Here is a 20,326-nt window from a genome sequence, read left to right as displayed (position 1 = left end):
ATCCCGGGTGCTCATGCCACGTCCAGACGCTTGTGGGTGCGTTGGCTCGGCGATCCCATGTTCTCGAGGTGAGTGATCAGCGCGCGGATGGACTTGACGAATGGTCCGCCCTTCTTCTTGTTCAACATCAACGGCACGCCATGGTTCGCGGCGAGCTGCACGTCGTTGGACCGCGCTATCACGATGTCGACCGGCAGGCCCACGGCCGCCTCGACGTCCTTGACCTTCATACCCGACTGATTGCTTGCCAGATTGAGTGTCAGCACCCGGGAAGCCGGCAACAATCCGATCTGAGCCAGCATGTCTACGGCCCTTCGAACGCCGCGGACGCAGGCGACATCCATCGTCGAAACGATCACCACGTCATCCGTGACCTCGAGCGCGGCAAGAGTGGCCTCAGGCAGCCCACCTGCAGTGTCGATGATCACGAAGCGGAACTGAGTCGACAACTGGTTGATCAGCCTGACGATCTGCAGACCGGTCACCTCGTCGTTTGCTGCCGGCGACTCCGCGCCGCAGAGCACATGGAACCCTGCCGAATGGACCGTCAGCATCGTCTTGACCACAAGGTTGTCAGCCGCTGCCGAAGGCGTGAGGGCCTCCTCGATCGTGTGGGTCGGCGTCAGGTTCAGGGCCGATGCAACGTCGCCGAACTGTAGATCGAGGTCGACCAGCACGACTTCCGAGGGGAAGTCCTCCGCCAACCCGATCGCCATATTGGTGGCGATGCTGGTCTTGCCGACTCCACCCTTGGGCGAGATGACCGTGATGGTCCGGCTCTCCTCTGGCGGCTGACTGGGCACCACTGGCTTGCCGCCCAGGACGGCCGGCGGAGCCTCCGCCTTGAGTCCGTGCAGCTCGGCACGGCGCAGCACGTCCCGAAGCCGGTCTTCGACCATGTCGGCTGGCAGCACGTCGCGAAATCCCGCGCGCATCGCCTCGACGACGGTGTCCGCTGGAACCTCGCCGGCGCGACGGTCGACCAGCACCAGGTCGATCAGAGGGTACGTCTCGTCGATCTTGCGGCCGATGTCCAGCGCCTTTTCCATCGGCAGTGCGGCACCGACGAAGATGATGTCAGGCAACGACTGCGGATCGAGGCTGCGGATCAGGTCGAACCGCTCGCTCTCGATCGTGTCCCGGCTCAGCGACACGACTTGCGTACCCGGATGGACATTGACTCGGGCAACGAACTCCCCCGTGCCCGCAAGTATCAGCGCGCGTGTCATTCGACGACCTCCTTGGCGGTGATGAGCTTTGCACCGGAGGTATCGGTGTCGGAGTTCTGCAGCGTCAGCCACACGGTTCCCCATTTCTGGGAGTGCGCGACGCGTTCTGCGTCCAGCGTCTTGACCGCGAGCGTGATCATCGATCCAGAGATCTCCCCCTTGTCGCCCACGATGGCGGTCTTGGCCTTCGTGACGAGGACTTGGTTGAGGACGAAGTCCGTGAACTGGGGTGCGCTGCTGTCCTTCGGCTCAAATGACACCACCATGCCAACGCGGTCGCCGGCCTTGATCGAGCCAGCCACTGAGTGCTCGGGGTCGAGGGCGATGGAGATCTCCTGGAACCCCTTCGGCACATCCGTCGAGCCTTTGCGATCCCCCGGCGCGACCATGCGGGACTTGAGCAGTACCTCACCGGCCTGCAGGCTGGCGTTGGTCGCAAGCCCTGCGATCTGGTCAAGGTCCGTGACGGCACCATCTGGCACGGACTCCGCGGGAAGCTTGACGATCTCAGTGCTTTCCGCGAGGTCGGACGCGCTGGCGCCCTGACTGACGTCGTCCGTGGTTCTGACGACGGAGACCAGCTTCGCTCCCTCGAACGCTCGGTCGTTGGCGCCTTGCGCCCAGACGACGAGCACGAGCACGCCCAGCAGGGCGAGCACGCCCGCCGCGACTGCGGCTATGACTCTTTTGTTCATATCGATCGTTTCCCTTAATCGATGGATGGTGGATGGTGATTACTCGACGAGCGCGACGTAGTTGGCCCCGAACTCGTCCTGGCCCGTCTCGTACTCGAAGTTCGGGTCCTTGGTGAAGGTCTTGGTGAAGTAGCCCTGCAGGCCGTTGCAGGAGATGGACGCGGTCAGGTCCTGACCCAACAGACCGTTCACGACGCTGAGGCCGAGGTTCAGGACGAGTTCAACCAGGCTCAGCGACTGGAGCAGGGCGGTCTTGAGGTTGTAGGTCATCGGGATGTCCGCACAGGACACGCTGCCGTCGACGTTTGCCGGATTGCCGGGGTACTTCCAGCCGGTGACCACGAACGGTGCGTAGCCGACGATCTCGACACCCAGCTTGGGCGGAATCTCAACGCACGCGTGCGATCCACCGAGCAGACTCGCACAGGCCGTGGCGAGCTTGAGGCCGTACTCGTCCTGCAATGTGGAGTACGGCTTGAACACCGGGATCAGGATCGTCTTGCCGACGTCGATGGGCTTGCCGTTGCCGAAGTGCTGCGCGCAGCCCTGCGGCAACAGCGCGGCTCCCTGCAGCCCACCCAGGAAGGTGCTCAGCTCGTTGTCGACCTGGAGCTCACACTTGGCAGCGTCCCAGTCAAACAGGCCTTTGATGATGTTGCTCACCACGGTCTCGCCGGTGAGCCACACGGCTCCCTTGAACGTCCCGATCTGGGTGCCGTCCTCCTCGGTGCACTTGTCGACCGCCTTGGTGTCCAGATAGTCCTGGAACCCTTCGATGTCGAGTAGCGCGCGCAGCGCTGAGGTGTCGATCGGCGAAAGCATGGTGCGCAGACTCTGGAGGGTGTCCGTGCGAATCGCGGTCTTGTGATTTGCCTCGCTCGGCGTCCCTGCGTACTGCGCGTTGTTCTTCCAGGTGCAGTACGACACCCCGAGCGGTAGCGCGACCAGCCCCTTGGTCGGATGTCCGGCCATCGCCGAGGCGACCGCCTTGGCTCTCACGTGCTTCGAGTTGACCCCGATGACACCCAGCAATGGGGTGTCGATGTCCTTGTCGACCGTGACCGTGACACGGCCCGTGGACGCGGTCCACGAGGCTGTGACCGATCCGCCGTCGAACGACTTGTCGGCGATGGTCTTGGCACTTGGCTGAAGTGCGACGCATTGCGTCGACGATGGGTCGGTGGCACACGCCCTCGCGAGCTCCCGGGCCGCCGAGTCGGCGGCGTGTTGTGCATTGTTGCGCTGGTAGGCGACGTTTCCCACGTCGACGCTGAGGCCGAGGCCTGCGATCAGAACCACGATCGCGAGTCCGAAGAAGGTCGCTGCGACACCCCGGTCATCGCCGGGATGGTTGAGGCGTCGGATCAATTCTCGCATCGGGCCACGCCCTTGCCTTTGATCGTGTAACTGCCGAATATCCCGCTCGGCGAAGAGCGCAAAGTGCTGATCGTGACAGTCACCTGGTTGTTCGTGGTGGAGGTGCACAGCGAGGTAGGTGACACCGCAACCGTGTACGAGTGGGTGTCAGACCCCTTGAGGGTCGTGACAAGGCTGCTCGCCGACTTCGTCGGATCGATCGACAGGTCCCGCGCCACGAGGTACGCCCAGTGATTGACCTCATTCTGCTGCGAATACCGCGTGCCACCCTCGACGATTCCGAAGAGGAATGTGACCAGAAGAGGAACGATCAGAGCGAACTCGACAGCGGCGGCACCACGTTCCCGTGATGCGTACATGTGCTCCCACCCATGTTCATGCAGTGCTGCGAGAGGGTCCACTCCCATAGACCCCGGGTCCGGAGCGGGGCGGGTTCGCTTGCGCGGCCCACCCCGTCCGGTTGACGCCGGCTCCCGAGAGGGAAGGCGTCGAACGGCCCGCGCTCAGGTGAAGCTGACGCCGTTGACGAAGGTCGTGATCTTCGGACCGAAGAGAGCTACAGCTCCAACGACGACGATCGAGACCAGGCCGATGACCAGCGCGTACTCGACGGCGGTCGCACCCTCTTCTTTGCTCTTGTCCGTGGCGATGACGGACATGACATATGCGATTGCGTGATTAAACATGAGTTACTCCCTCAAATTCTTCGCCACCGGACGGTGACGCTCCCAATCCAGAACTTAGGGGCAAAAAACTCAAAACTAGGCGATTGTCCGGGCCATCTTTCATGGCCCCGAATGACTATTGCCGCACAGTCTGACTGGTGGCAGCGCGCAGAAAATTAGTTGAGCAATGCGTCAACTGCGCCGACGAGCGTGTTCGCCCAGACGGCAAATCCGCCTCCGAGGCTCACGGCGGCTCCGACGATGACCAGGCTCACGAGCCCGATCACGAGCGCGTATTCGACGCCTGTGGCGCCTCGCTCGCGGGCGGGCGTGTCGTGGATGTATTTCATGTTCTACTCCCTCAGAATCTCCCTGCTCCGACGGTAGGTCGAGATCTGCTGAAGGGGTATGGCTCGATCGGATCAGGCCTCGTACCGTTCCATACCGACGAGCACCAGTCTGGTCTTGGTGACGCAGGTCTGGAGGACCACATCGGCCTCCGGAAGGTCTCCAACCGTCACTTGGTTGCGAGTTTCGTACTTCAGGCTGGTCACCACAAAAATGCCGTCATCGACGCCTTTGCCGTCCAGCTTGACCGCGTCGCCCTCTTTGAGCCTGGCCATCCAGAACATGCCACCGCAGTAGTCGTGCTCGGCGACCAGCGTCGGCCGAGCCTCGCCGAGAAACACAGCGACGGGCCCCTTGCACTCATCGAGCATCGCGTCTGAGCCGTCGAGATTGGTGACGCCGTAGGTCGTACGGCTGAAGCGTGGCTCAGGCGCGGGTCGAGGCTGCGGGTCGACGACCGAGGCCTTGGCGGCCTCGGCGACATTGCCCGTCGGCCGATAACCGGCGACGACGATGACAGCAAGCGCGACGACACCAACGACCAGCACGATCATGCGTCGCATACCAGCACCCTCCTCGCGGACGTTCTTCCACTTTACTGAGACGGTCGTGGTTGTCTCGACATAAGTGGAATAGACGTCCGAACCACAGCCCAGATCGGAGCCGACGGTGGCCTCACCGACGACACAAGCACCTTCGCACGGCGACGCCGAGCTGTTGGCGCGTGCCGCCGACGGCGATCGCGCCGCCTTCGGGCAGCTCTACGACCGTCACGTCCGCCCTGTCTATTGGCAGGCGTTCTCGGTCGTACGTGATGCGGATGAGGCCGAAGACATCACGCAGGACGTGTTCATCACGACCTGGAACAAGATCCGCGCCATCAACCTGGTCGACGAGTCTGCACTGCCGTGGCTGCTCGTCACCGCGAGATTCACGGCTCTCAACGCCCGGCGACGGGCGCTCAAAGCTCGCCACAGCGAGCTCGATCAGGACCTCACAGACGGATCGTCCGTCGAGGACGAGGTCGAGGGCGCGCAGATACGAGCCGAGATCGACAAGGCCGTCGCGGCCCTCTCACCCACCGACCGTCAGCTGTATGACCTGTGCGTAGTCGGCGACCACACGTACGAGCTCGCGGCCCGTGAACTGGGCGTGAGCCACGCCGTCGTACGCAATCGACTGTCCAGACTTCGAAGCCGGCTCCGCGCCGACCTCCGCTCCATGAGGGAGAACGTATGAACGCCATGCTCACTGACGACCGCATCGAGTCGATGCGCTCCACTGTCATGAACGCCGTCGACGGCGATATCAAGCGCCGCGGCACCCGCACTCGCCGAGCCGTCGGCCTCGCCGCCGCCAGCGTCTTGGTGGTCGGCTTCGGCACCATCGGCGTCAAGACACTCAGCGACTCACAGAACATCGCAACGAGCGGCAGCGATTCAAGCTCCAGTGCCGGAGATTCCAAGGTCATCGAGGGCGGCGGCGATTCAAGCGGGGCGAGTGCACCTGAGGCCTACGCCAACGAAGATGCAGGTCGCAACTCCGTCACCGACGAGGCCGCTTCAGATGGAGCAAGCCAGCTGGACGCAGATCGCGAAGTGATCGTGACGGGTTCGGTCAGCGTCACCGTCAGCGACCCGCGCGGATCGGCGCAGAAGGTCAGCGCGTACGTCGACTCCATCGGCGGTCGCGTCGACTCCCGGAGCGAAAGCTCCGACGACAAGTACGAGGCTGCATATCTCGAGGTCAGGGTGCCGAGCAACAAGGTCACCGCGACGATCGCCAAGCTCAAGACGTACGGCTCGGTCACCAATGTCTCGCTGCAGAACCAGGACGTGACGTCTCAGGCCCAGGATCTCGACGCACGGATCGATGCGCTCAAGTTGTCCATCAAGCGACTCCAGAAGATCATGGCCGATGCGACCACCAGCAACGAGCTGATCAAGGCCGAAGGCGCACTCACCCAGCGCCAGGAGCAGCTCGAGAGCCTGTCGGCGCAGCGCGCGTCCATCGCCGATCAAGTCCAGCTGTCGACGCTGTCGATCGAGCTTTCGGAGAAGGCCAAGGCCGACAGCGTCTCCCCCGGCGGCTTCAAGGGCGGTGTGATCGACGGCTGGAACGCGCTGGTCTCGACGCTCAACAACATCGTCGAGTTTCTCGGGATCATGCTCCCCTGGGCCGCGATCGCCGTGGTGCTCTACGGCGCCTACCGGCTGATCGCTCCCCGCCGCGAGTGGAACTAGACACCTTCCACGTCTGTGCCCTCCGAGTACGAACGCGCCACGAACTTGGGCACGCACATGCGCCAGGCATCGATGACCAGCTCCTCCATCTCATCTATGTCGAGCGCAGCCATCCGCGCGACCACCCACTGATAGCGCAGGTCGCTGACCCTGGGCATCAGGAACGTGTCGGGTCGGTTGGCGACAAGGTCGGCACGTTCTTCCTTCGGGAAGCCGAACCCCATGAACTCCTCGTCGCGTGAGAACGCCACGAACACCAGGCTGTCGACGCGGAACTTGATCCGGTCGCGCACCAGCACTTCGTACGCGCGTGGCAATGTCTCGGCGAGCCGGCGCACGTCCTCCACAGTCACCATGTCGGCGAGCGTACGACGCCGGGGCGACACAATGGTGCGATGACGGAGCTCACGGCAGTGGCATTCGCCGAGCGCGTTCACGCGCTGCAGTCCGACGAGGAGCTGCGGAAGATTCAGCGCTACTTCCGTTCCGGTCCCGGCGAGTACGCCGAGGGAGACACGTTCATCGGCGTACGGATGGGGCACCTGTTCGACCTCGCCAAGGAGCATCTCGACATGCCGATCGGTGAGCTCGAGACGCTGTTGGAGAGCCCGATCCACGAAATGCGCGTCGGAGCCCTGAGCATCATGGGCAAGAAGTCGGCGCACAAGAAGTCGACCGATGACGAGCGCCGGGCACTCTTCGAGCTCTACCTGCGCCGGCACGACCGCATCAACAACTGGGACCTCGTCGATCTGGCCGCGCGCCATACGGTCGGCGGCTGGTTGCTCGACAAGCCGCGAGATGTGCTGCACGAGCTGGCCAGGTCCGAGGTCATCTGGGAGCGACGTACGGCTTGCTATGCGTGCTTCCCGATCATTGCCAACGGCGAGACCGAGGATGCTTTGGCGATCAGCGCAGTGCTGATCGCCGATCCCGAAGAGCTGATCCACAAAGCCGTCGGCACCGTGCTGCGGTCGGTCGGCGGGGTCAACCGTGACGCCCTGCTGTCATTCCTCGAGCAGCACGCGGCATCAATGCCGCGGATCATGCTCACCTACGCGATCGAGCACCTCGATCCGGACGAGAAGGCCCGTTTCCGCGCGATGCGTTAGCGCTCGTCATTGACCGGCACGGGCACCAGCATCCAGGTGCTGATCAGACTCGTACGGATCGCGCTCCACCACGTCGTCGGTGTGGGCTTCCTGACCTTCTCCGGACGAAGGGCCTCAGCGCCAGTCCGGTCAGGAGTGACGGTGCACGTGTTGGCGCGCCACGACCCGTCGGCATAGACCACCCACGCCTCACCGAGACCGGGGATCGGCTCGTGCCAGAGGTCATCGAAGGCGATCCAGGTTCGTGCGTCGAGGTCCGGGCCGCTCCACACCTCGCGTACGACGAACAGATAGGCGTCGCCGCGCTGCTGCACGATCGTCCCGGCGAAGCTCGAATGGGGCTTCTGCTCCGAGAACGGCACACAGCTAAGGGCGGACGCAGGCGCCGGTACGAACAGTGGCGCCAAGACAATCAGCAGGGCGAGCCAGCGAGTTCTCATACCTGAGTGTGTCGCCGGCATCGGGTTCGTCTCAGGCCGACAGCGCCTCGGTCAGCAGGGCAACCAGTGCCTCAAGCTGCAGGTCTGTCGAGTCCGAGAGCTCCTCGTCCGAGCCGTCGAGTGCACGAGCGGCGAGGCCGGCCTTGCTGTCGATCAGCTCGGCGATCTTGGGATCGAGCGTCTGCGAGGCGATGATGCGCCACGCCGTGACGGGCTCGGCCTGGCCGATGCGGTGGACGCGGTCAATCGCCTGCGTCTGCTCTGCGTCCGTCCACGAGAGCTCAGCGAGCACGACGTTGGAGGCGGCTTGCAGGTTGAGGCCGACACCGGCGGCGGTCAACGAGCAGACCGCAATCGCGACATCTGGGTCATTGGTGAACGCGTCGATGGCCTTCTGGCGAGCGGCAGTGCTCTGGTTGCCACGGATCGAGATGTACTTGATGCCGCGCTTGTCGAAGGTCTGCTCGGCGGTGTCCATGACGTCGATGTGCTTGGCGAAGAACACCACCTTGCCAACGCTGTGCGCGAGCTGCGCGGTGTAGTCGGCAGCGAGCCCGGCCTTGGCCTGGCCGATGCGTCGCATCATGCTGAACACGTTCTCGTCGGTCTTGCTCGACGAGTCCTCGCGCTCCCACGCGGCGACGCGGCGTACGAGCTCGTGATCGATGCCCTCGACCGTGATGCCTTCCTTGCGGGTGGCCAGCGCGCTCTCGTAGCGAGCGACCATGCGCCTGGCGAGCTGGCGCTCGGCTTCCTTGATCGAACGACCAGCCTCGTCGTCGAGCTCGACGGGTATGTCGGCGATGCGACGGGCGGGGATGTCAGCGGCGACGTCGATCTTGCGACGACGGACGATGCCGAGATCGATCACGGCATTGCGGGCGGCCGGGTAGAAGCCCGGATCGACCGGCGTCAGGCCGGTCTCCTCGAGCGCGTGCATCAGCTCGGCGCGCGGCTTCTTGCCGTCGATCCAGCCGAGGTACTCCCAGATCGCCAGGAAATCGTCGATGTCGTTGATCAGCGGAGTGCCCGTCAGCGCCATGAGCAACGGGCGAGCCGTACGGGCGCGGATGCGGTCGGAGAGCTCAAGCACGTGCTGCGAACGCTGCGACGACTTGTTCTTGATGAAGTGCGCCTCGTCGAGGACCATGCCGCGGAAGCCGAGATCTCCGAGCCAGCCGACGTGTCGGTCGAGGACTTCGTAGTTGACGATCACGATGTCGGCGAATCCGTCGATGTTGTCGCCATCGCCATGGATCACGGTCGCCTTGTGGCGTGGGGTCCAGGTCTCGGCTTCGCGAGCCCAGTTGGTCTTGACGACGTTGGGGACGACGACGAGCAGCGGGTAGGCCTTTGCGGCCTGAGCCGCGAGCAAGGCCTGAGCGGTCTTGCCGAGACCGGGCTCGTCGGCGAGCAGGAACGTACGGTGGCCGTCAGCCGCGGCGTCCACGAGCTGCGCCTGGTGCCGCATGAGCTCCAGACCTTCCGGAACGTAGGTCGAGTCTTCGTACGGGGGCGGCATGTCCATGCAGGCCGACGCTCCGCCGGCGGCACGTTCGAATGCCGAAAGCAGCGGGCCAAGAAGCTCCCAGGTGCCGAGGCGGCGGGCCTGGACCCTCTGCGACTCTGCAGCCGAGAAGTCAGGCACGACGAACGGGTTGGCGAGCTGTCTGGTGATGACCGACTGCGGCACGACCTGGCGTTCAGCCGCTCGGGATGTCGGGGTGGGCTCGGCGACGACAACCGGCTCGTCCTCGATCTCAGCACCGGTGGCGCTCATCATCTTGCGCTTGAGCTCTTTGGCCCCGTCGGAGATGACTGCGTTCTCGCCGAGCAACGACATCAGCGAGGTGTCACTTGCAGCCGTTCTGGCCAGGATCGTGCCGATACCGTCGAGTCGCTTGAGCAGCTCCGCTCGCTGGGACTCACTGATCGTGGCGTCACCGCGTACGCGGGAACGCTCTTCGCGCGCCAGCAGCGCGACGGCCTGGAACTTGGTGCGAAGGGTCGGCGATACGCGACCGGTCTGCGCACCGGCTTCGACCTCACGTACGGCGCGGGCAAGCACGGACATGATGTCCTGCGGTCCACGGGCTCGCCGCTGACCTTGACCTGCATTGCGCTGGCGTGGTGTTGCCACGTTCCTCCTTGAGCCCGGCTCCGAGCCGGACGCACTGCTGAGCTCTGTCACGAACCGAAATGGATCGAGACGTTTGCGCTCGAAGCGCCGAAGCGCCTGACGAGCATCGATCAGCTTGACCTTGATCGAGTCATGACTCTGACCTGCGGTGGATCACCCGATGTTCGACATCGTGACCTCGTAGACACGAGGTGCAGGCGGCTCAGCCGCTGGTAAGTCACACAATACCGCTCCCCGCCGACGGTGACGACACTTGTCCCACCCTGCGGTCAATCGCGTCACAACCGTGGTCAACCGCTCCGCAAGGCATCAGGCCAATGAAAGGAAGAGCTTTTCCATCTTCTTCGCGTCGAGGGAATCGGTGCCGCCGTCAGCGATGCACTGTTGCAGGCCACTGGCGACGATCGCGAATCCGGCCCTGTCCAGCGCCTTCGATGCCGCAGCCAGCTGCATGACGACGTCCTCGCACTCGCGACCCTCCTCGAGCATCCGGACGACGCCGGCCAGCTGCCCTTGGGCCCGCTTGATCCGGTTCACTACCGGCTTCATCGCCTCTGAATCGAGCTGCATCTCCTCAGTCCTCCTTCGTCAGGGAATCGAGCATGCTCACAAGTCGTTCGCGCGCGTCCGTCGCCACTGCTTTCAGGGCGTCCCCGTTCGCCAGCTCAGTCATGAAGGCCGGATCAAATGTCTCGACCGCGGTGGTTTGGGCGTCGAGAGCTCGAATCACGACATTGCATGGCAGCAAGGCGGCGATCGACGGATCTGCCAACAGTGCCTGATGGGCCAGTACAGGACGGCACGCACCGAGGATGAGCTGCGGCGGAAGGTCCACATCGAGCTTGGACTTCATGGTGGCGCTCATGTCGATTTCGGTGAGGACGCCGAACCCTTGATCAGCCAAGGCGTCTCGCACCATGCCGACGGTGTCCGGGAAGTTCCGGCTGACCGTCGCGGCCAGCGTGTATGAGCTCATCAGCAGGTCCTCTGCATCTTTTCGGGGGGCGGGAATGAGAATACCCCAGGGGGTGTTTGACTGAGTGTAGCAATACCCCCTAGGGTATTCCTGATCACAGGAAAGAGAGCCATGACCGTCACAACGTCCCGCCCCACCCGTCCGGACATCGATACCGAGATCGGCTACCACCCAGGCCCGCTCGGGAGGCTTGGCGTATGGGTCACGTACCACCGACGCGCCACTGCCGCCGTCTGGCTAATCCTGATCGTCGGGCTCGGTGTCTTCGCGCCCAAGGTCGAGTCTCAGCTGTCCGGCGCCGGATGGCAGGCCGACGGCTCTGACTCCGTTGCTGCACGAGAGCTGGCCCAAGAACACTTCGGCGGCAACGCGAGCACGGCGATCCAGGTCGTGATCCGCTCGGCCGAGGACCCGGTCACCTCAGCAGCGGGCCAAGACGTGCTGTCCCGGGCCACGTCGATCCTGGCCGACGACCCGCGTATCGGAGAGATCCTCCAGCCGGTCGCCGGGGCGACACTGAGCAGTGACGGTCGTACGGCTGTTCTGCTTGCCGGAGCAGGCGCCGACCCGAACGAGATGGTGCGGGCCGCTGATGACTTGAAAGGTCCCCTGCAGGCTCTGTCGGGCGAAGGACTACAGGTCAACCCAACCGGAGCATCGCTGCTGTGGTCTGACTTCAATGAAGCCAACCTCAGCGCGATGCTGAAGTCGGAGATGATCTCCTGGCCAGTGACGCTCGGCATCCTCGTGCTTGCGTTCGGTGCGCTCGTCGCCGCCGGCCTGCCGCTGATCCTGACCCTGGCCGGCCTGGTCGCCTCGGCAGGCTCGTTGGTGTTGATCAACCAGTTCGTGCCGGTGTCGGTCTGGGCGATGAACTTCGCGATGATGTTCGCGCTGGCCCTGGGCATCGACTATGCGCTTTTCATGGTGGTCCGCTATCGCGCCGCCCGAATGGGTTGGCACGAGCCGCCACGTCGGGCGGTCGCCGAGACAATGGACACTGCGGGCAAGGCGGTGCTCCTGTCGGGCGCGACCGTGCTCATCTCGCTCTCCGCCGTCCTGCTCGTTCCCTCACCGGCGTTCCGGTCGATGGCCGGCGGGATCATGTTGGCCGTCATCTTCGTACTCGGTGCAACGCTGACCCTGCTACCGCTGGTGCTGTTCAAGCTCGACGAGCGCATCAACAAGTTCTCACTGCCGTGGGTGCACACAGGTGAGCACAGGTCCGCCAAGTTCGCGGCCTGGGGCGAGCGGCTTTGGAAGCGTCCGGTGGCCTGGGGTCTGGGCTCACTTGTCATCCTGCTGGTCCTGGCTGCGCCCATACTCGGGTTGAAGACGGCCATGCCCTCGATCAAAGTGCTTCCCGCCGACTCGTCGGCCCGGCTCGGCTACGACCTGGTTCAGGAGAGCTTCGGCGAGGGCGCGCCCGGCACGCTGCAGATCGTGGTCAAGCGGAGTCAGTCCACCGATGCGTCAGCAGTACTGGACGATGACCCCGGCATCACCGGGTCGATGCCAGCAGCGCCGGCCCCAGACAACAGCGGGCTCGTCCTCATCCAGGCAGTCCCCTCGGTCGACCCGTCAGATCCGGCGCTCGCCCGCACTGTCGAGAGGCTGCGTGCTGAGCTCCCCGCGTCAGCGCTGGTCGGAGGTGCTGCCGTTGAAAACCTCGATCTGAAGAAGCAGCTCGATGCGTCCACTCCCGTCGTGATCACAGTGATACTCGCGCTCGGGTTCCTTCTGCTGCTGGTGGCGCTGCAGGCTCCGCTGATCGCGCTGCTGGGCACCCTGGTCAGCTTGCTCTCGACGGCGGCGGCGTTCGGGGTCGCTCGGCTGATCTTCCAGGAGGGCTGGGGTTCAGGCCTGTTCGGTTTTGAGTCCCAGGGCTTCCTGGACGCCTGGGCACCGGTGTTCTTTTTCGCCATGATCTTCGCGATAGCGATGGACTACACGGTCTTCCTGCTCGCGTCGGCCAAGGAACACTACGAGCACAGCGGTGATCCGCACGACGCGATGGTCGGTGCCGTGGCCCACTCGGGCCGGGTGATCTTCGCGGCAGGCGCCGTCATGGTGGCCGTGTTCTTCACCTTCGCACTGTCTGGTCCGCTGCCACCCAAGGAGATGGGCATCGTGCTCGGCGTCGCCGTTCTGCTCGATGCGTTCCTGGTACGACTCGTCCTCCTGCCGGCCCTGCTCCGCCTCACCGGACACGCGGCCTGGTGGGCGCCTGGATGGCTCAAGAAGGTTCTGCCCAGCATCCGCTTCGCCCACAACTGAACACCTCCGTACTGACAACGAGAGACCCAACGAAAGGAAGTTCCATGACCACCATGACCCATTCCGAGCACGGCAGAGACGTGCTGCAGGAGCTCTCCCCGCTGCACCGAGAGCTTCGACGCGCGATTCCCGATGTCTACAAGGGATTCGGCGAACTGCACAAGGCGGCCTTCACCCCCGGCGAGCTCGAGGTGAAGACCAAGGAGCTCATCGCCCTTGCCATCGGCGTCGTCGAAGGCTGCGACGGTTGCATCGCATCCCACGCCCAGGCCGCGGCACGGGCCGGTGCGACTCGACAGGAAGCCGCAGAAGCGATCGGGGTGACCTTCTTGATGAAGGGTGGACCGGCGACGATCTACGGTCCACGCGCATACGACGCGTTCTGCGGTTTCGCTGACGACATCGCCTCCGGCTCCGCGCCGGCCTGAGAGGAGCGAATATGTGCAACCCAGTCCGTTGCCGCAAGTGCGGCAAGACCACGTGGTCAGGATGCGGTGCCCACGTGGCACAGGTCCGGGCTCGCGTCCCAGCAGGCCAGTGGTGCTCGGGCCACGCCGATGACCCCGGGCAACCATCTTCGTGGGCGCGCCGGCTGATGGGGCGAACCGGAGGAGGACGATGAACATCGACCGAGCCGTTCTTGCGCTCGCTGGCACCCTGATCCTGCTGAGCACGTTGCTGGCCGCCGCGCTCTCGCCGTGGTGGTTGCTGTTGACGACATTCGTCGGCCTCAACCTGCTTCAGTCGAGCCTGACCGGCTTCTGCCCGGCCGCCACGATCTTCACAAGGCTCGGGCTCTCGCCAGGCTGCGCGTTCGATCCGGGCGCAACGGCCGATTTGCCCACCGATCGTCGGATTGCCGGCGAGGCGAGATGACGCGCCAGAAGGCGACCCGCACCGCGACGTTTCGGTCGTTTCGCCACGCGTCCGAGGGTCCTCGCCAACTAGGGTCTGACGGCCCTACCTCACAGCGGGAGCGAATCTACGCTCGAAGTAGTCCCATCAAGCACGGGGCGCGCACCAGGAGGATTTCGTGGCAGACGTCGTAGTACTCGGAGCAGGGGTGTCGGGCCATACCGCCGCACTCCACCTGACACGACTCCTGGGAAAGGGCGACACCATCACGGTGGTCTCCCCCAATGCGAGCTGGAACTGGATCCCGTCCAACATCTGGGTGGGAGTCGGCCGGATGACGAAGGAGTCCGTGGTATTTCCACTGGCACCGGTCTACAAGCGCAAGGGAATCAGGTTCCTCCAGGCCAAAGCCGTGGCGATTCGCCCCGAGGGTGACCTCGATGATCCTCGGGGAGCCGTTGACATCGTGCACACGAGCTCGGAGTCACGCGGCACGGAGCAGCGGATTCGCTTCGACTACCTCATCAATGCCACCGGCCCTCAGCTGAAGTTCGGTGCCACCGAGGGCCTGGGCCCCGACGGTGGGCACAGCGTCTCGGTCTGTACGGCCGACCATGCGGTCGAAGCAGCCCGCGCTCTGGACAGGTCGATCGACATCATGCGCTCCGGCAGGCCCCAGACGTTGGTCGTTGGCATGGGTCACGGCACGTGCACCTGCGAAGGTGCTGCCTTCGAGTACGTGTTCAATGTCGATCACACCCTGCGCGAAGCAGGCGTGCGCGACCTTGCCCGACTGATCTACCTCACGAATGAAGCCTCACTCGGCGATTTCGGTGTCGGCGGGATGACCTTCGAGGACGGTGGGTTCCAGACGACTAGCGAGCTCTGGACCGCGTCACTGTTTCGCGAGCGCAACGTCGAGCCCATTCTCGGCGCGCACGTCGAACGGGTCGAACCCGGTGTTGTCTCGTTCGAGACGCTGGACGGCACCCACCACCGCCTCCCGTTCGACTTCGCGATGCTCCTACCCCCATTCGGTGGCGTTCCTCTCAAAGCGTTTGATCGGTCAGGCACCGACATCACCGACACCATGTTTGCCCCAAGCGGCTTCATGAAGGTCGACGCTGACTACAGCGCCAAGGACTTCGACGACTGGACCGCCTCCGACTGGCCCGAGGCCTACCTTGCGCCGGGCTACTCGAACATCTTCGCCGTCGGGATCGCCTTTGCTCCTCCGCACCAGATCTCGCGGCCTCTCAAGAGCGTGAACGGAACCATCATCACGCCGTCCCCGCCACGGACCGGGATGCCCAGCGGGATCATGGGAAAGACGGCAGCACTTACCATCGCCGATCGGATCAAGCACGGGCCGAGCAGGAAGGCTCACACCGCCTCGATGGCGCGTATGGGCGCAGCCTGCGTCGCCTCCGTCGGCTCAGGACTGCGAAACGGCTCTGCCGCTTCGATGACCATGGTGCCCGTCGTGCCGGACTATTCCCGGTTCGCGACCGGCCGGGATCTCAAGGGAACCAAGGGTGAGGTGGGCTTGAGTGGCCATTGGGCCAAGCTGATGCTCCACTACCTGTTCATCTACAAGGCCAAGGCCCGCTTCGGCTGGCATCTGATTCCGGAGTGAACCCATGAAGTCCAACGTGCCAACCTTCGCCACAGTCCGTCAGGACTGCGATCAACCCGTTGTCGATCTGAGCGCCGCCCCCCTGCCAACCGCGCAGACGCTCAAGATGCGACGGAGTCTGCCCACCCAGCTCCTTCGATTCGTGGCTTTCAACCTCCGGATCCTGCGCCTGGTCATCTCCGGGCATCACTGACAGCTCACCGGCTCACCCGGGTTTGCCGCTCCGCCCCCGCAAGAGGAGCCCCCACCCGAATCGCCAACTTCTTTACACGCGACAAAGCCCGGTCAAGGAGCAACCGGGCCGTTCTCACGCGTGGAGCATAGGAGACTCCGTCGCGGCCCTCGCGTTTCTTGCTCAACTCACGCGCGCGTGCCGCTCCTCCCCGAATCACTCGCTTTGATACAAATCAAAAGACCCGGTCAAAGAGCAACCGGGTCCATTTGATTTGTGGAGCATAGGAGATTCGAACTCCTGACCTCTTCGATGCGAACGAAGCGCGCTACCAACTGCGCCAATGCCCCTACTGCCCGGCAACTTTAGCATCGGAGCCGTACCTGGCTTTGCTCGCCCAATGGCCCATCGAGGGTCTAGGTTGCAGCACATGAAGCGCATCTTGGGAGTAGTTGCGATCACCCTCATCGCCCTGACCTCCGCGTGCGGCGGAGAAGGTTCGGAAGGCGGCGAACCGACGGCAAGTGCGTCGGCCACGCCCTCCGGATCACAAGCCACCAACGACAACCCGGCCGAGGCACTCATCGCCTGCATGATCGCTGGAAGTCCCTGGAGCATTTCGACCACTGATCTCGAGAGCCAGTTCGCCGGCGTCATGAGCGGGGTGAACGTTACCGAGGCTCGCGTGACCGGCACCCAGACCCTCGTCGTCACCGGAGCCGTGACGGGGACATTCACCACCAACCTCAGGATCACGATCGCCGTTGATTCCGGCGGACACGAGATCAAGATCGTGCAGAAGCAGCGCGGTACGGCGAGTGGACCGTGGTCGCTCGCCGGCAATGTCCTGACGCCGTCAGCCGACTGGAGCGGCGGCCTCGACACCACGTCGAAGGCGTTCTATGACGGGCACCCGACGGCAGACTTCCCGTTCGAGAGCCCGGCAGCTCAGTTCGGAGAGGTTCCGATGACGACAACCTGCGAGGGCGGATATCTCAACATGTCGACGCCGAAGTCGCCGTTCGTCTACCTGTGGACCCGAGCCCGCTGAGGTCAGCTCCCTGTGGCGCGACGTTCCTCGTCAGCACTTTCACGGCCGGGCATCTCAACGTCCTCGCCCTCGATGTGACCTGACGTCCACGCGCCTGCCGCGCCGAAGTCGATCGTGCGAACCGTACGTCCAGCGCGAGGCTTCGTGACGTAGGTCGGCAGGGTGACCGGCAGCGGGTCCCATAGTGCTTCGCCTGTCGTCGACACACTCGGAACGGCGATGACGATCTGATCGTCGAGCGCATCCGTCTCGAGCGGTACGTCTTCCATCACGTGCTTGCGGCCCGGGTTGATGTCCTCGAACTGGCCCGAGATGGTGATGGTGTCCTCGGACTCCGCGGCCGTTTGGCGGGCTGAACGACTGATGCCCAGCTCTGTGCGAACCTGAAGGCGGCAAGCCACGAGCCACGCGACGATCAGCGCCACAGGGGCAGCGATCGAGTAGAGCGGGATGACACCGAAACCGGCGACGCCACCCACGATGGCGGCCAGCGCGAGAAGAGTCAGCAGGGTGCGACGACGTCGGGCAGCAGCGACACGAGCTGCTTTGCTCGAGATCTTGGGAGCTTCAGGGGTCACCACGGCGGCCTCGATGACCGGTTCGCTCACCGTGAGCTCTGGTTGGGAGGCTTGCTCGGGGCGATTGATGACGCGGCTCAGGAATCCGGAGGACTCGACCGAGGCGTTCTTCGTGGCTTCGTCGTAGCGGCGCAGGGCGAGCGGCACGAAGTACGCCGCCCACACGGCGACGACGAACGCGATGATCAGCCCACTGCTTGAACCCACGTGCAAAACGGTATGCGGTGAGCGCTGCCATACGGGGCAGCCTCGGCCGTGTGTCGGCTGAGAACTTGTGTGACTGGTGTGACTCAGACGGGCGGGGTGGGTCCCAATCGCGACAGGACCCCATCTTGAGCGTCCTCGGCGAGCACCTGGAAGACCCGATGGTCGCGCCACGCGCCTGCGATGTGCAGGAATCTGGGAGCCAGACCGATCTCGGTAAAACCCAGCTTTTCGACGATCCGCAGGCTGGCAGCGTTCTCCGGACGGATGGCGATCTCGACGCGATGCAGGCCGGTCGTAGTCAGCAGGTGATCCGTGACGAGCGCGACTGCGGTCGGGGTGATCGAGCGTCCCGCATGCGACTTGGCCACCCAGTAGCCCATGCTCGCCCAGCGCGCAGAACCCCAGGTGATGCCGTTGACCGTCAGCATGCCCACCATTTCGTCATGCCAGGTGACGGCAAACGGCATGGCGTGTCCTTGACGTGCCCGACGTCGCAGGGTGCCCACCATCCCGACGTATGAGGTCGCGGGCTGCCCGGCTTCGCGCGGGAGCGTTGCCTCCCACGGGCCGAGCCACTCAGCGTTCTCGGCTCGCAACCGTGCCCAGGTACGAGCATCCCGGCGACGCAGGGGCCGTACGCCCACCGCGCCATGCCTCAGGACAACTGGCCAGCCCGGAGTCAAGCTAGTAGGGCCGATCCAGAACCAGAGTGCGCACCGTGTCGCCGAGGTTGAGAGCGGTCTGGTCCTCCCCGACGATGATCAACGCATTGGCCTGCGCCAGCGATCCGACCAGGTGCGAGCCGTCACCCGGGATCGGTGTGACCTTGGCTCCGCGGTGGGTGACCTCGAAGACGCCGCGTACGTATTGGCGAAGGCCTGGAGGTGACTGGAGGTCGGACGCGAGCACCGCATGGACCATCGGGCGGCGGTAGGGCGTGCGACCCATCATCCGGCGGATCGCCGGGAGGACGAAAACCTCGAATGAGACGTAGGCCGACACCGAGTTGCCGGGCAGCGTGATGATCGGGGTCTGCTCGTCGAACACCCGACCAAAGCCCTGCGGCATGCCCGGCTGCATCGCGACATCGACGAAGTCGACCGTCCCGAGAGCCGACAGAGTCTCTCTGACGACGTCATGCTCACCCTTGCCGATGCCGCCGCTGGTCACGACCAGATCGGCGCGTACGAGCTGTTCGGACAGGACCCGGCGGAACGCCTTGGGGTTGTCGTCGACCGCTCCGACTCGGTAACAGATCGCGCCGGCAGCGCGCACGGCGGCGGCAAGCATGTAGCTGTTGCCGTCGTTGATCGAGTCGTAGTCGAGGTGGGTGCCGGGCTCGCGAAGCTCGCTGCCGGTCGAGATGACGACGACGCGAGGGCGCGGACGAGCCTTGACGCGCGGCGAGCCGAGCGCGGCCAGCAGACCGATCTCGCGTGGACCGAGGACTGCGCCCTCTTCGAGGACGCGATCGCCTTCCTTGACGTCGCTGCCTTGGCGACGAATGAAGTCACCCGGAGTCGTCGGTGCATGGATCTCGACCCGGGCGTTTCCGTGATCGGTCTTCTCGTACGGGATGACCGCGTCTGCGCCGCGTGGGATGGGCGCGCCGGTCATGATCTTGACCGCGGTGCCGGCGCTGATGGCGAACGGCTTGGCGGATCCAGCCGCGATCTCCCCCACCACGGGAAGCACGATGGGGGTCTCGCGACTCGCGCCGATGACATCCTGAGCTCGTACGGCATATCCGTCGGTCGCAGAGTTGTCGAAGAGCGGAAGGTTCGCCGGGCTGACAAAACCTTCGAGCAACGGCAGCCCCAGCGACTCCACGAGTGGTTGGTCGTAGGCGCCGAGCGGACCGATGCCGCGCAGGACCTTCTCGAGGTGTTCCTCCACCGTCAGCAGTCCATCGCGGATGCTGGCCGGTCGGGCTCGTCCGGTGTCCACACGATTGGAAGGTGTGGCCGACTCAGGTACTTCGGGCTTTGGCTCCACGGGCGCACCGCCACTGCGGGCGAGGTCGGCTGCCGTCGGCGGAGAGCCACCCAAGGTCGGGGTCGGCTCTCGCGTCGGCGTCGGCTCTGGCTCTACGACAACAGCTTCGGCGGCGTCCTCGGGCGGAGGTTCCTCATCCGGCGGCTCATCCGGGATGGGAACGTCTGATGGAGGTATGTACGTCGACACCTGTTCGGTGCGCTCGATGTCGTTCGGCTCGTCCTCTTCAGGCTCTACCTCAGACTCGACCTCATGAGGGGGAAGAGGGTCCAACGGAAGCATGTTCTGCTCCGACCCACCCTCGGTCTCCTCTGGGGACATGCGGTCAGC

At 64.4% G+C, this 20,326-nt stretch carries 24 protein-coding genes and 1 tRNA gene; 9 read left to right on the top strand and 16 right to left on the bottom strand.

All coding sequences use genetic code 11. From position 1 onward, the window contains the following. Positions 1-11 precede the first annotated feature (11 nt). The 7 genes from V6M39_RS11660 to V6M39_RS11630 all read right to left on the bottom strand — a co-directional run bounded on the left by V6M39_RS11660 (position 12) and on the right by V6M39_RS11630 (position 4,877). Positions 12-1,229, bottom strand: coding sequence for an AAA family ATPase (locus V6M39_RS11660; protein WP_332643987.1), 1,218 nt, complete (start codon positions 1,227-1,229; stop codon positions 12-14). Further along, the gene (gene cpaB, locus V6M39_RS11655; protein ID WP_332643986.1) at positions 1,226-1,924 is read right to left on the bottom strand and encodes a Flp pilus assembly protein CpaB; all 699 of its coding nucleotides are present in this window, start codon (positions 1,922-1,924) and stop codon (positions 1,226-1,228) included. Before cpaB ends, V6M39_RS11660 begins: the two co-directional genes overlap by 4 nt. 39 nt (positions 1,925-1,963) lie before the next feature. Next, positions 1,964-3,301: a TadE/TadG family type IV pilus assembly protein gene (locus V6M39_RS11650; RefSeq protein WP_332643985.1), complete on the bottom strand. Its 1,338-nt coding sequence runs from the start codon at positions 3,299-3,301 to the stop codon at positions 1,964-1,966. Next, a complete protein-coding gene (locus V6M39_RS11645; protein ID WP_332643984.1) occupies positions 3,289-3,660 on the bottom strand; it encodes a TadE/TadG family type IV pilus assembly protein in 372 nt (123 codons plus the stop codon). Before V6M39_RS11645 ends, V6M39_RS11650 begins: the two co-directional genes overlap by 13 nt. A gap of 144 nt (positions 3,661-3,804) precedes the next feature. After that, positions 3,805-3,987 carry a Flp family type IVb pilin gene (locus tag V6M39_RS11640; RefSeq protein WP_332643983.1) on the bottom strand — a complete coding sequence of 61 codons (183 nt, stop codon included), beginning with the start codon at positions 3,985-3,987 and terminating at the stop codon, positions 3,805-3,807. A gap of 155 nt (positions 3,988-4,142) precedes the next feature. Then, the gene (locus V6M39_RS11635) at positions 4,143-4,316 is read right to left on the bottom strand and encodes a Flp family type IVb pilin (protein ID WP_332643982.1); all 174 of its coding nucleotides are present in this window, start codon (positions 4,314-4,316) and stop codon (positions 4,143-4,145) included. A 72-nt stretch (positions 4,317-4,388) separates the two neighbouring features. Next, entirely contained in the window at positions 4,389-4,877 is a 489-nt protein-coding gene (locus V6M39_RS11630; protein ID WP_332643981.1) for a hypothetical protein, read from the bottom strand. 106 nt (positions 4,878-4,983) lie between these two features. On the opposite strand from V6M39_RS11630, the gene V6M39_RS11625 reads away from it, so the two are divergent. Both V6M39_RS11625 and V6M39_RS11620 read left to right on the top strand, forming a co-directional pair. Then, positions 4,984-5,553: an RNA polymerase sigma factor gene (locus tag V6M39_RS11625; protein ID WP_332643980.1), complete on the top strand. Its 570-nt coding sequence runs from the start codon at positions 4,984-4,986 to the stop codon at positions 5,551-5,553. Next, the gene (locus tag V6M39_RS11620; RefSeq protein WP_332643979.1) at positions 5,550-6,557 is read left to right on the top strand and encodes a DUF4349 domain-containing protein; all 1,008 of its coding nucleotides are present in this window, start codon (positions 5,550-5,552) and stop codon (positions 6,555-6,557) included. The genes V6M39_RS11625 and V6M39_RS11620 overlap by 4 nt, the downstream gene beginning before the upstream one ends. On the opposite strand, the gene V6M39_RS11615 is transcribed toward V6M39_RS11620, so the two are convergent. Next, complete coding sequence (locus V6M39_RS11615) at positions 6,554-6,913, bottom strand: MmcQ/YjbR family DNA-binding protein (RefSeq protein ID WP_332643978.1); 360 nt, start codon at positions 6,911-6,913, stop codon at positions 6,554-6,556. The two genes, V6M39_RS11620 and V6M39_RS11615, sit on opposite strands and share 4 nt — an antisense overlap. Before the next feature lie 39 nt (positions 6,914-6,952). Here V6M39_RS11615 and V6M39_RS11610 point away from each other — a divergent pair, with 39 nt between their 5' ends. Continuing rightward, positions 6,953-7,669 (top strand): DNA alkylation repair protein, encoded by a 717-nt coding sequence (locus V6M39_RS11610; RefSeq protein WP_332643977.1) that lies wholly within the window; start codon positions 6,953-6,955, stop codon positions 7,667-7,669. Here the strand turns inward: V6M39_RS11610 and V6M39_RS11605 are convergent. From V6M39_RS11605 to V6M39_RS11590, 4 genes are all read right to left on the bottom strand, one after another. Continuing rightward, positions 7,666-8,109, bottom strand: coding sequence for a hypothetical protein (locus V6M39_RS11605; RefSeq protein WP_332643976.1), 444 nt, complete (start codon positions 8,107-8,109; stop codon positions 7,666-7,668). The genes V6M39_RS11610 and V6M39_RS11605 overlap by 4 nt on opposite strands. A gap of 31 nt (positions 8,110-8,140) precedes the next feature. Further along, a complete protein-coding gene (locus V6M39_RS11600; RefSeq protein WP_442880781.1) occupies positions 8,141-10,183 on the bottom strand; it encodes a DEAD/DEAH box helicase in 2,043 nt (680 codons plus the stop codon). A gap of 375 nt (positions 10,184-10,558) precedes the next feature. Continuing rightward, complete coding sequence (locus V6M39_RS11595) at positions 10,559-10,819, bottom strand: metal-sensitive transcriptional regulator (RefSeq protein ID WP_332643974.1); 261 nt, start codon at positions 10,817-10,819, stop codon at positions 10,559-10,561. Between the two features lie 4 nt (positions 10,820-10,823). Continuing rightward, positions 10,824-11,225: a DUF302 domain-containing protein gene (locus tag V6M39_RS11590; RefSeq protein ID WP_332643973.1), complete on the bottom strand. Its 402-nt coding sequence runs from the start codon at positions 11,223-11,225 to the stop codon at positions 10,824-10,826. A 111-nt stretch (positions 11,226-11,336) separates the two neighbouring features. On the opposite strand from V6M39_RS11590, the gene V6M39_RS11585 reads away from it, so the two are divergent. The 5 genes from V6M39_RS11585 (at position 11,337) to V6M39_RS11560 (ending at position 16,186) form a co-directional block, all read left to right on the top strand. Further along, a complete protein-coding gene (locus V6M39_RS11585; RefSeq protein ID WP_332643972.1) occupies positions 11,337-13,502 on the top strand; it encodes an MMPL family transporter in 2,166 nt (721 codons plus the stop codon). Positions 13,503-13,546: 44 nt separating this feature from the next. Next, positions 13,547-13,930, top strand: coding sequence for a carboxymuconolactone decarboxylase family protein (locus V6M39_RS11580; protein ID WP_332643971.1), 384 nt, complete (start codon positions 13,547-13,549; stop codon positions 13,928-13,930). A 190-nt stretch (positions 13,931-14,120) separates the two neighbouring features. After that, complete coding sequence (locus tag V6M39_RS11570; RefSeq protein WP_332643969.1) at positions 14,121-14,378, top strand: YgaP family membrane protein; 258 nt, start codon at positions 14,121-14,123, stop codon at positions 14,376-14,378. Positions 14,379-14,535: 157 nt separating this feature from the next. Beyond that, positions 14,536-15,993, top strand: coding sequence for an NAD(P)/FAD-dependent oxidoreductase (locus V6M39_RS11565; RefSeq protein ID WP_332643968.1), 1,458 nt, complete (start codon positions 14,536-14,538; stop codon positions 15,991-15,993). 4 nt (positions 15,994-15,997) lie between these two features. Continuing rightward, the gene (locus V6M39_RS11560; protein WP_332643967.1) at positions 15,998-16,186 is read left to right on the top strand and encodes a hypothetical protein; all 189 of its coding nucleotides are present in this window, start codon (positions 15,998-16,000) and stop codon (positions 16,184-16,186) included. 256 nt (positions 16,187-16,442) lie between these two features. On the opposite strand, the gene V6M39_RS11555 is transcribed toward V6M39_RS11560, so the two are convergent. Next, positions 16,443-16,515 (bottom strand) — tRNA-Ala (locus V6M39_RS11555). 80 nt (positions 16,516-16,595) lie between these two features. Here V6M39_RS11555 and V6M39_RS11550 point away from each other — a divergent pair. After that, positions 16,596-17,216: a hypothetical protein gene (locus tag V6M39_RS11550; RefSeq protein ID WP_332643966.1), complete on the top strand. Its 621-nt coding sequence runs from the start codon at positions 16,596-16,598 to the stop codon at positions 17,214-17,216. A gap of 2 nt (positions 17,217-17,218) precedes the next feature. On the opposite strand, the gene sepX is transcribed toward V6M39_RS11550, so the two are convergent. The 3 genes from sepX to glp all read right to left on the bottom strand — a co-directional run bounded on the left by sepX (position 17,219) and on the right by glp (position 20,317). Continuing rightward, positions 17,219-18,001 carry a divisome protein SepX/GlpR gene (gene sepX, locus V6M39_RS11545; protein WP_332643965.1) on the bottom strand — a complete coding sequence of 261 codons (783 nt, stop codon included), beginning with the start codon at positions 17,999-18,001 and terminating at the stop codon, positions 17,219-17,221. A gap of 83 nt (positions 18,002-18,084) precedes the next feature. Next, positions 18,085-18,645 (bottom strand): GNAT family N-acetyltransferase, encoded by a 561-nt coding sequence (locus tag V6M39_RS11540; protein WP_332643964.1) that lies wholly within the window; start codon positions 18,643-18,645, stop codon positions 18,085-18,087. A 40-nt stretch (positions 18,646-18,685) separates the two neighbouring features. After that, positions 18,686-20,317, bottom strand: coding sequence for a molybdotransferase-like divisome protein Glp (gene glp / locus V6M39_RS11535; protein WP_332643963.1), 1,632 nt, complete (start codon positions 20,315-20,317; stop codon positions 18,686-18,688). Positions 20,318-20,326: the final 9 nt, after the last annotated feature.

Origin of the sequence: Aeromicrobium sp. (assembly GCF_036675695.1) — a bacterium.
Classification (GTDB): domain Bacteria; phylum Actinomycetota; class Actinomycetes; order Propionibacteriales; family Nocardioidaceae; genus Aeromicrobium.
The sequence above is the reverse complement of the archived record's forward strand: the minus strand, read 5'-3'. Positions and strand labels throughout refer to the sequence as shown.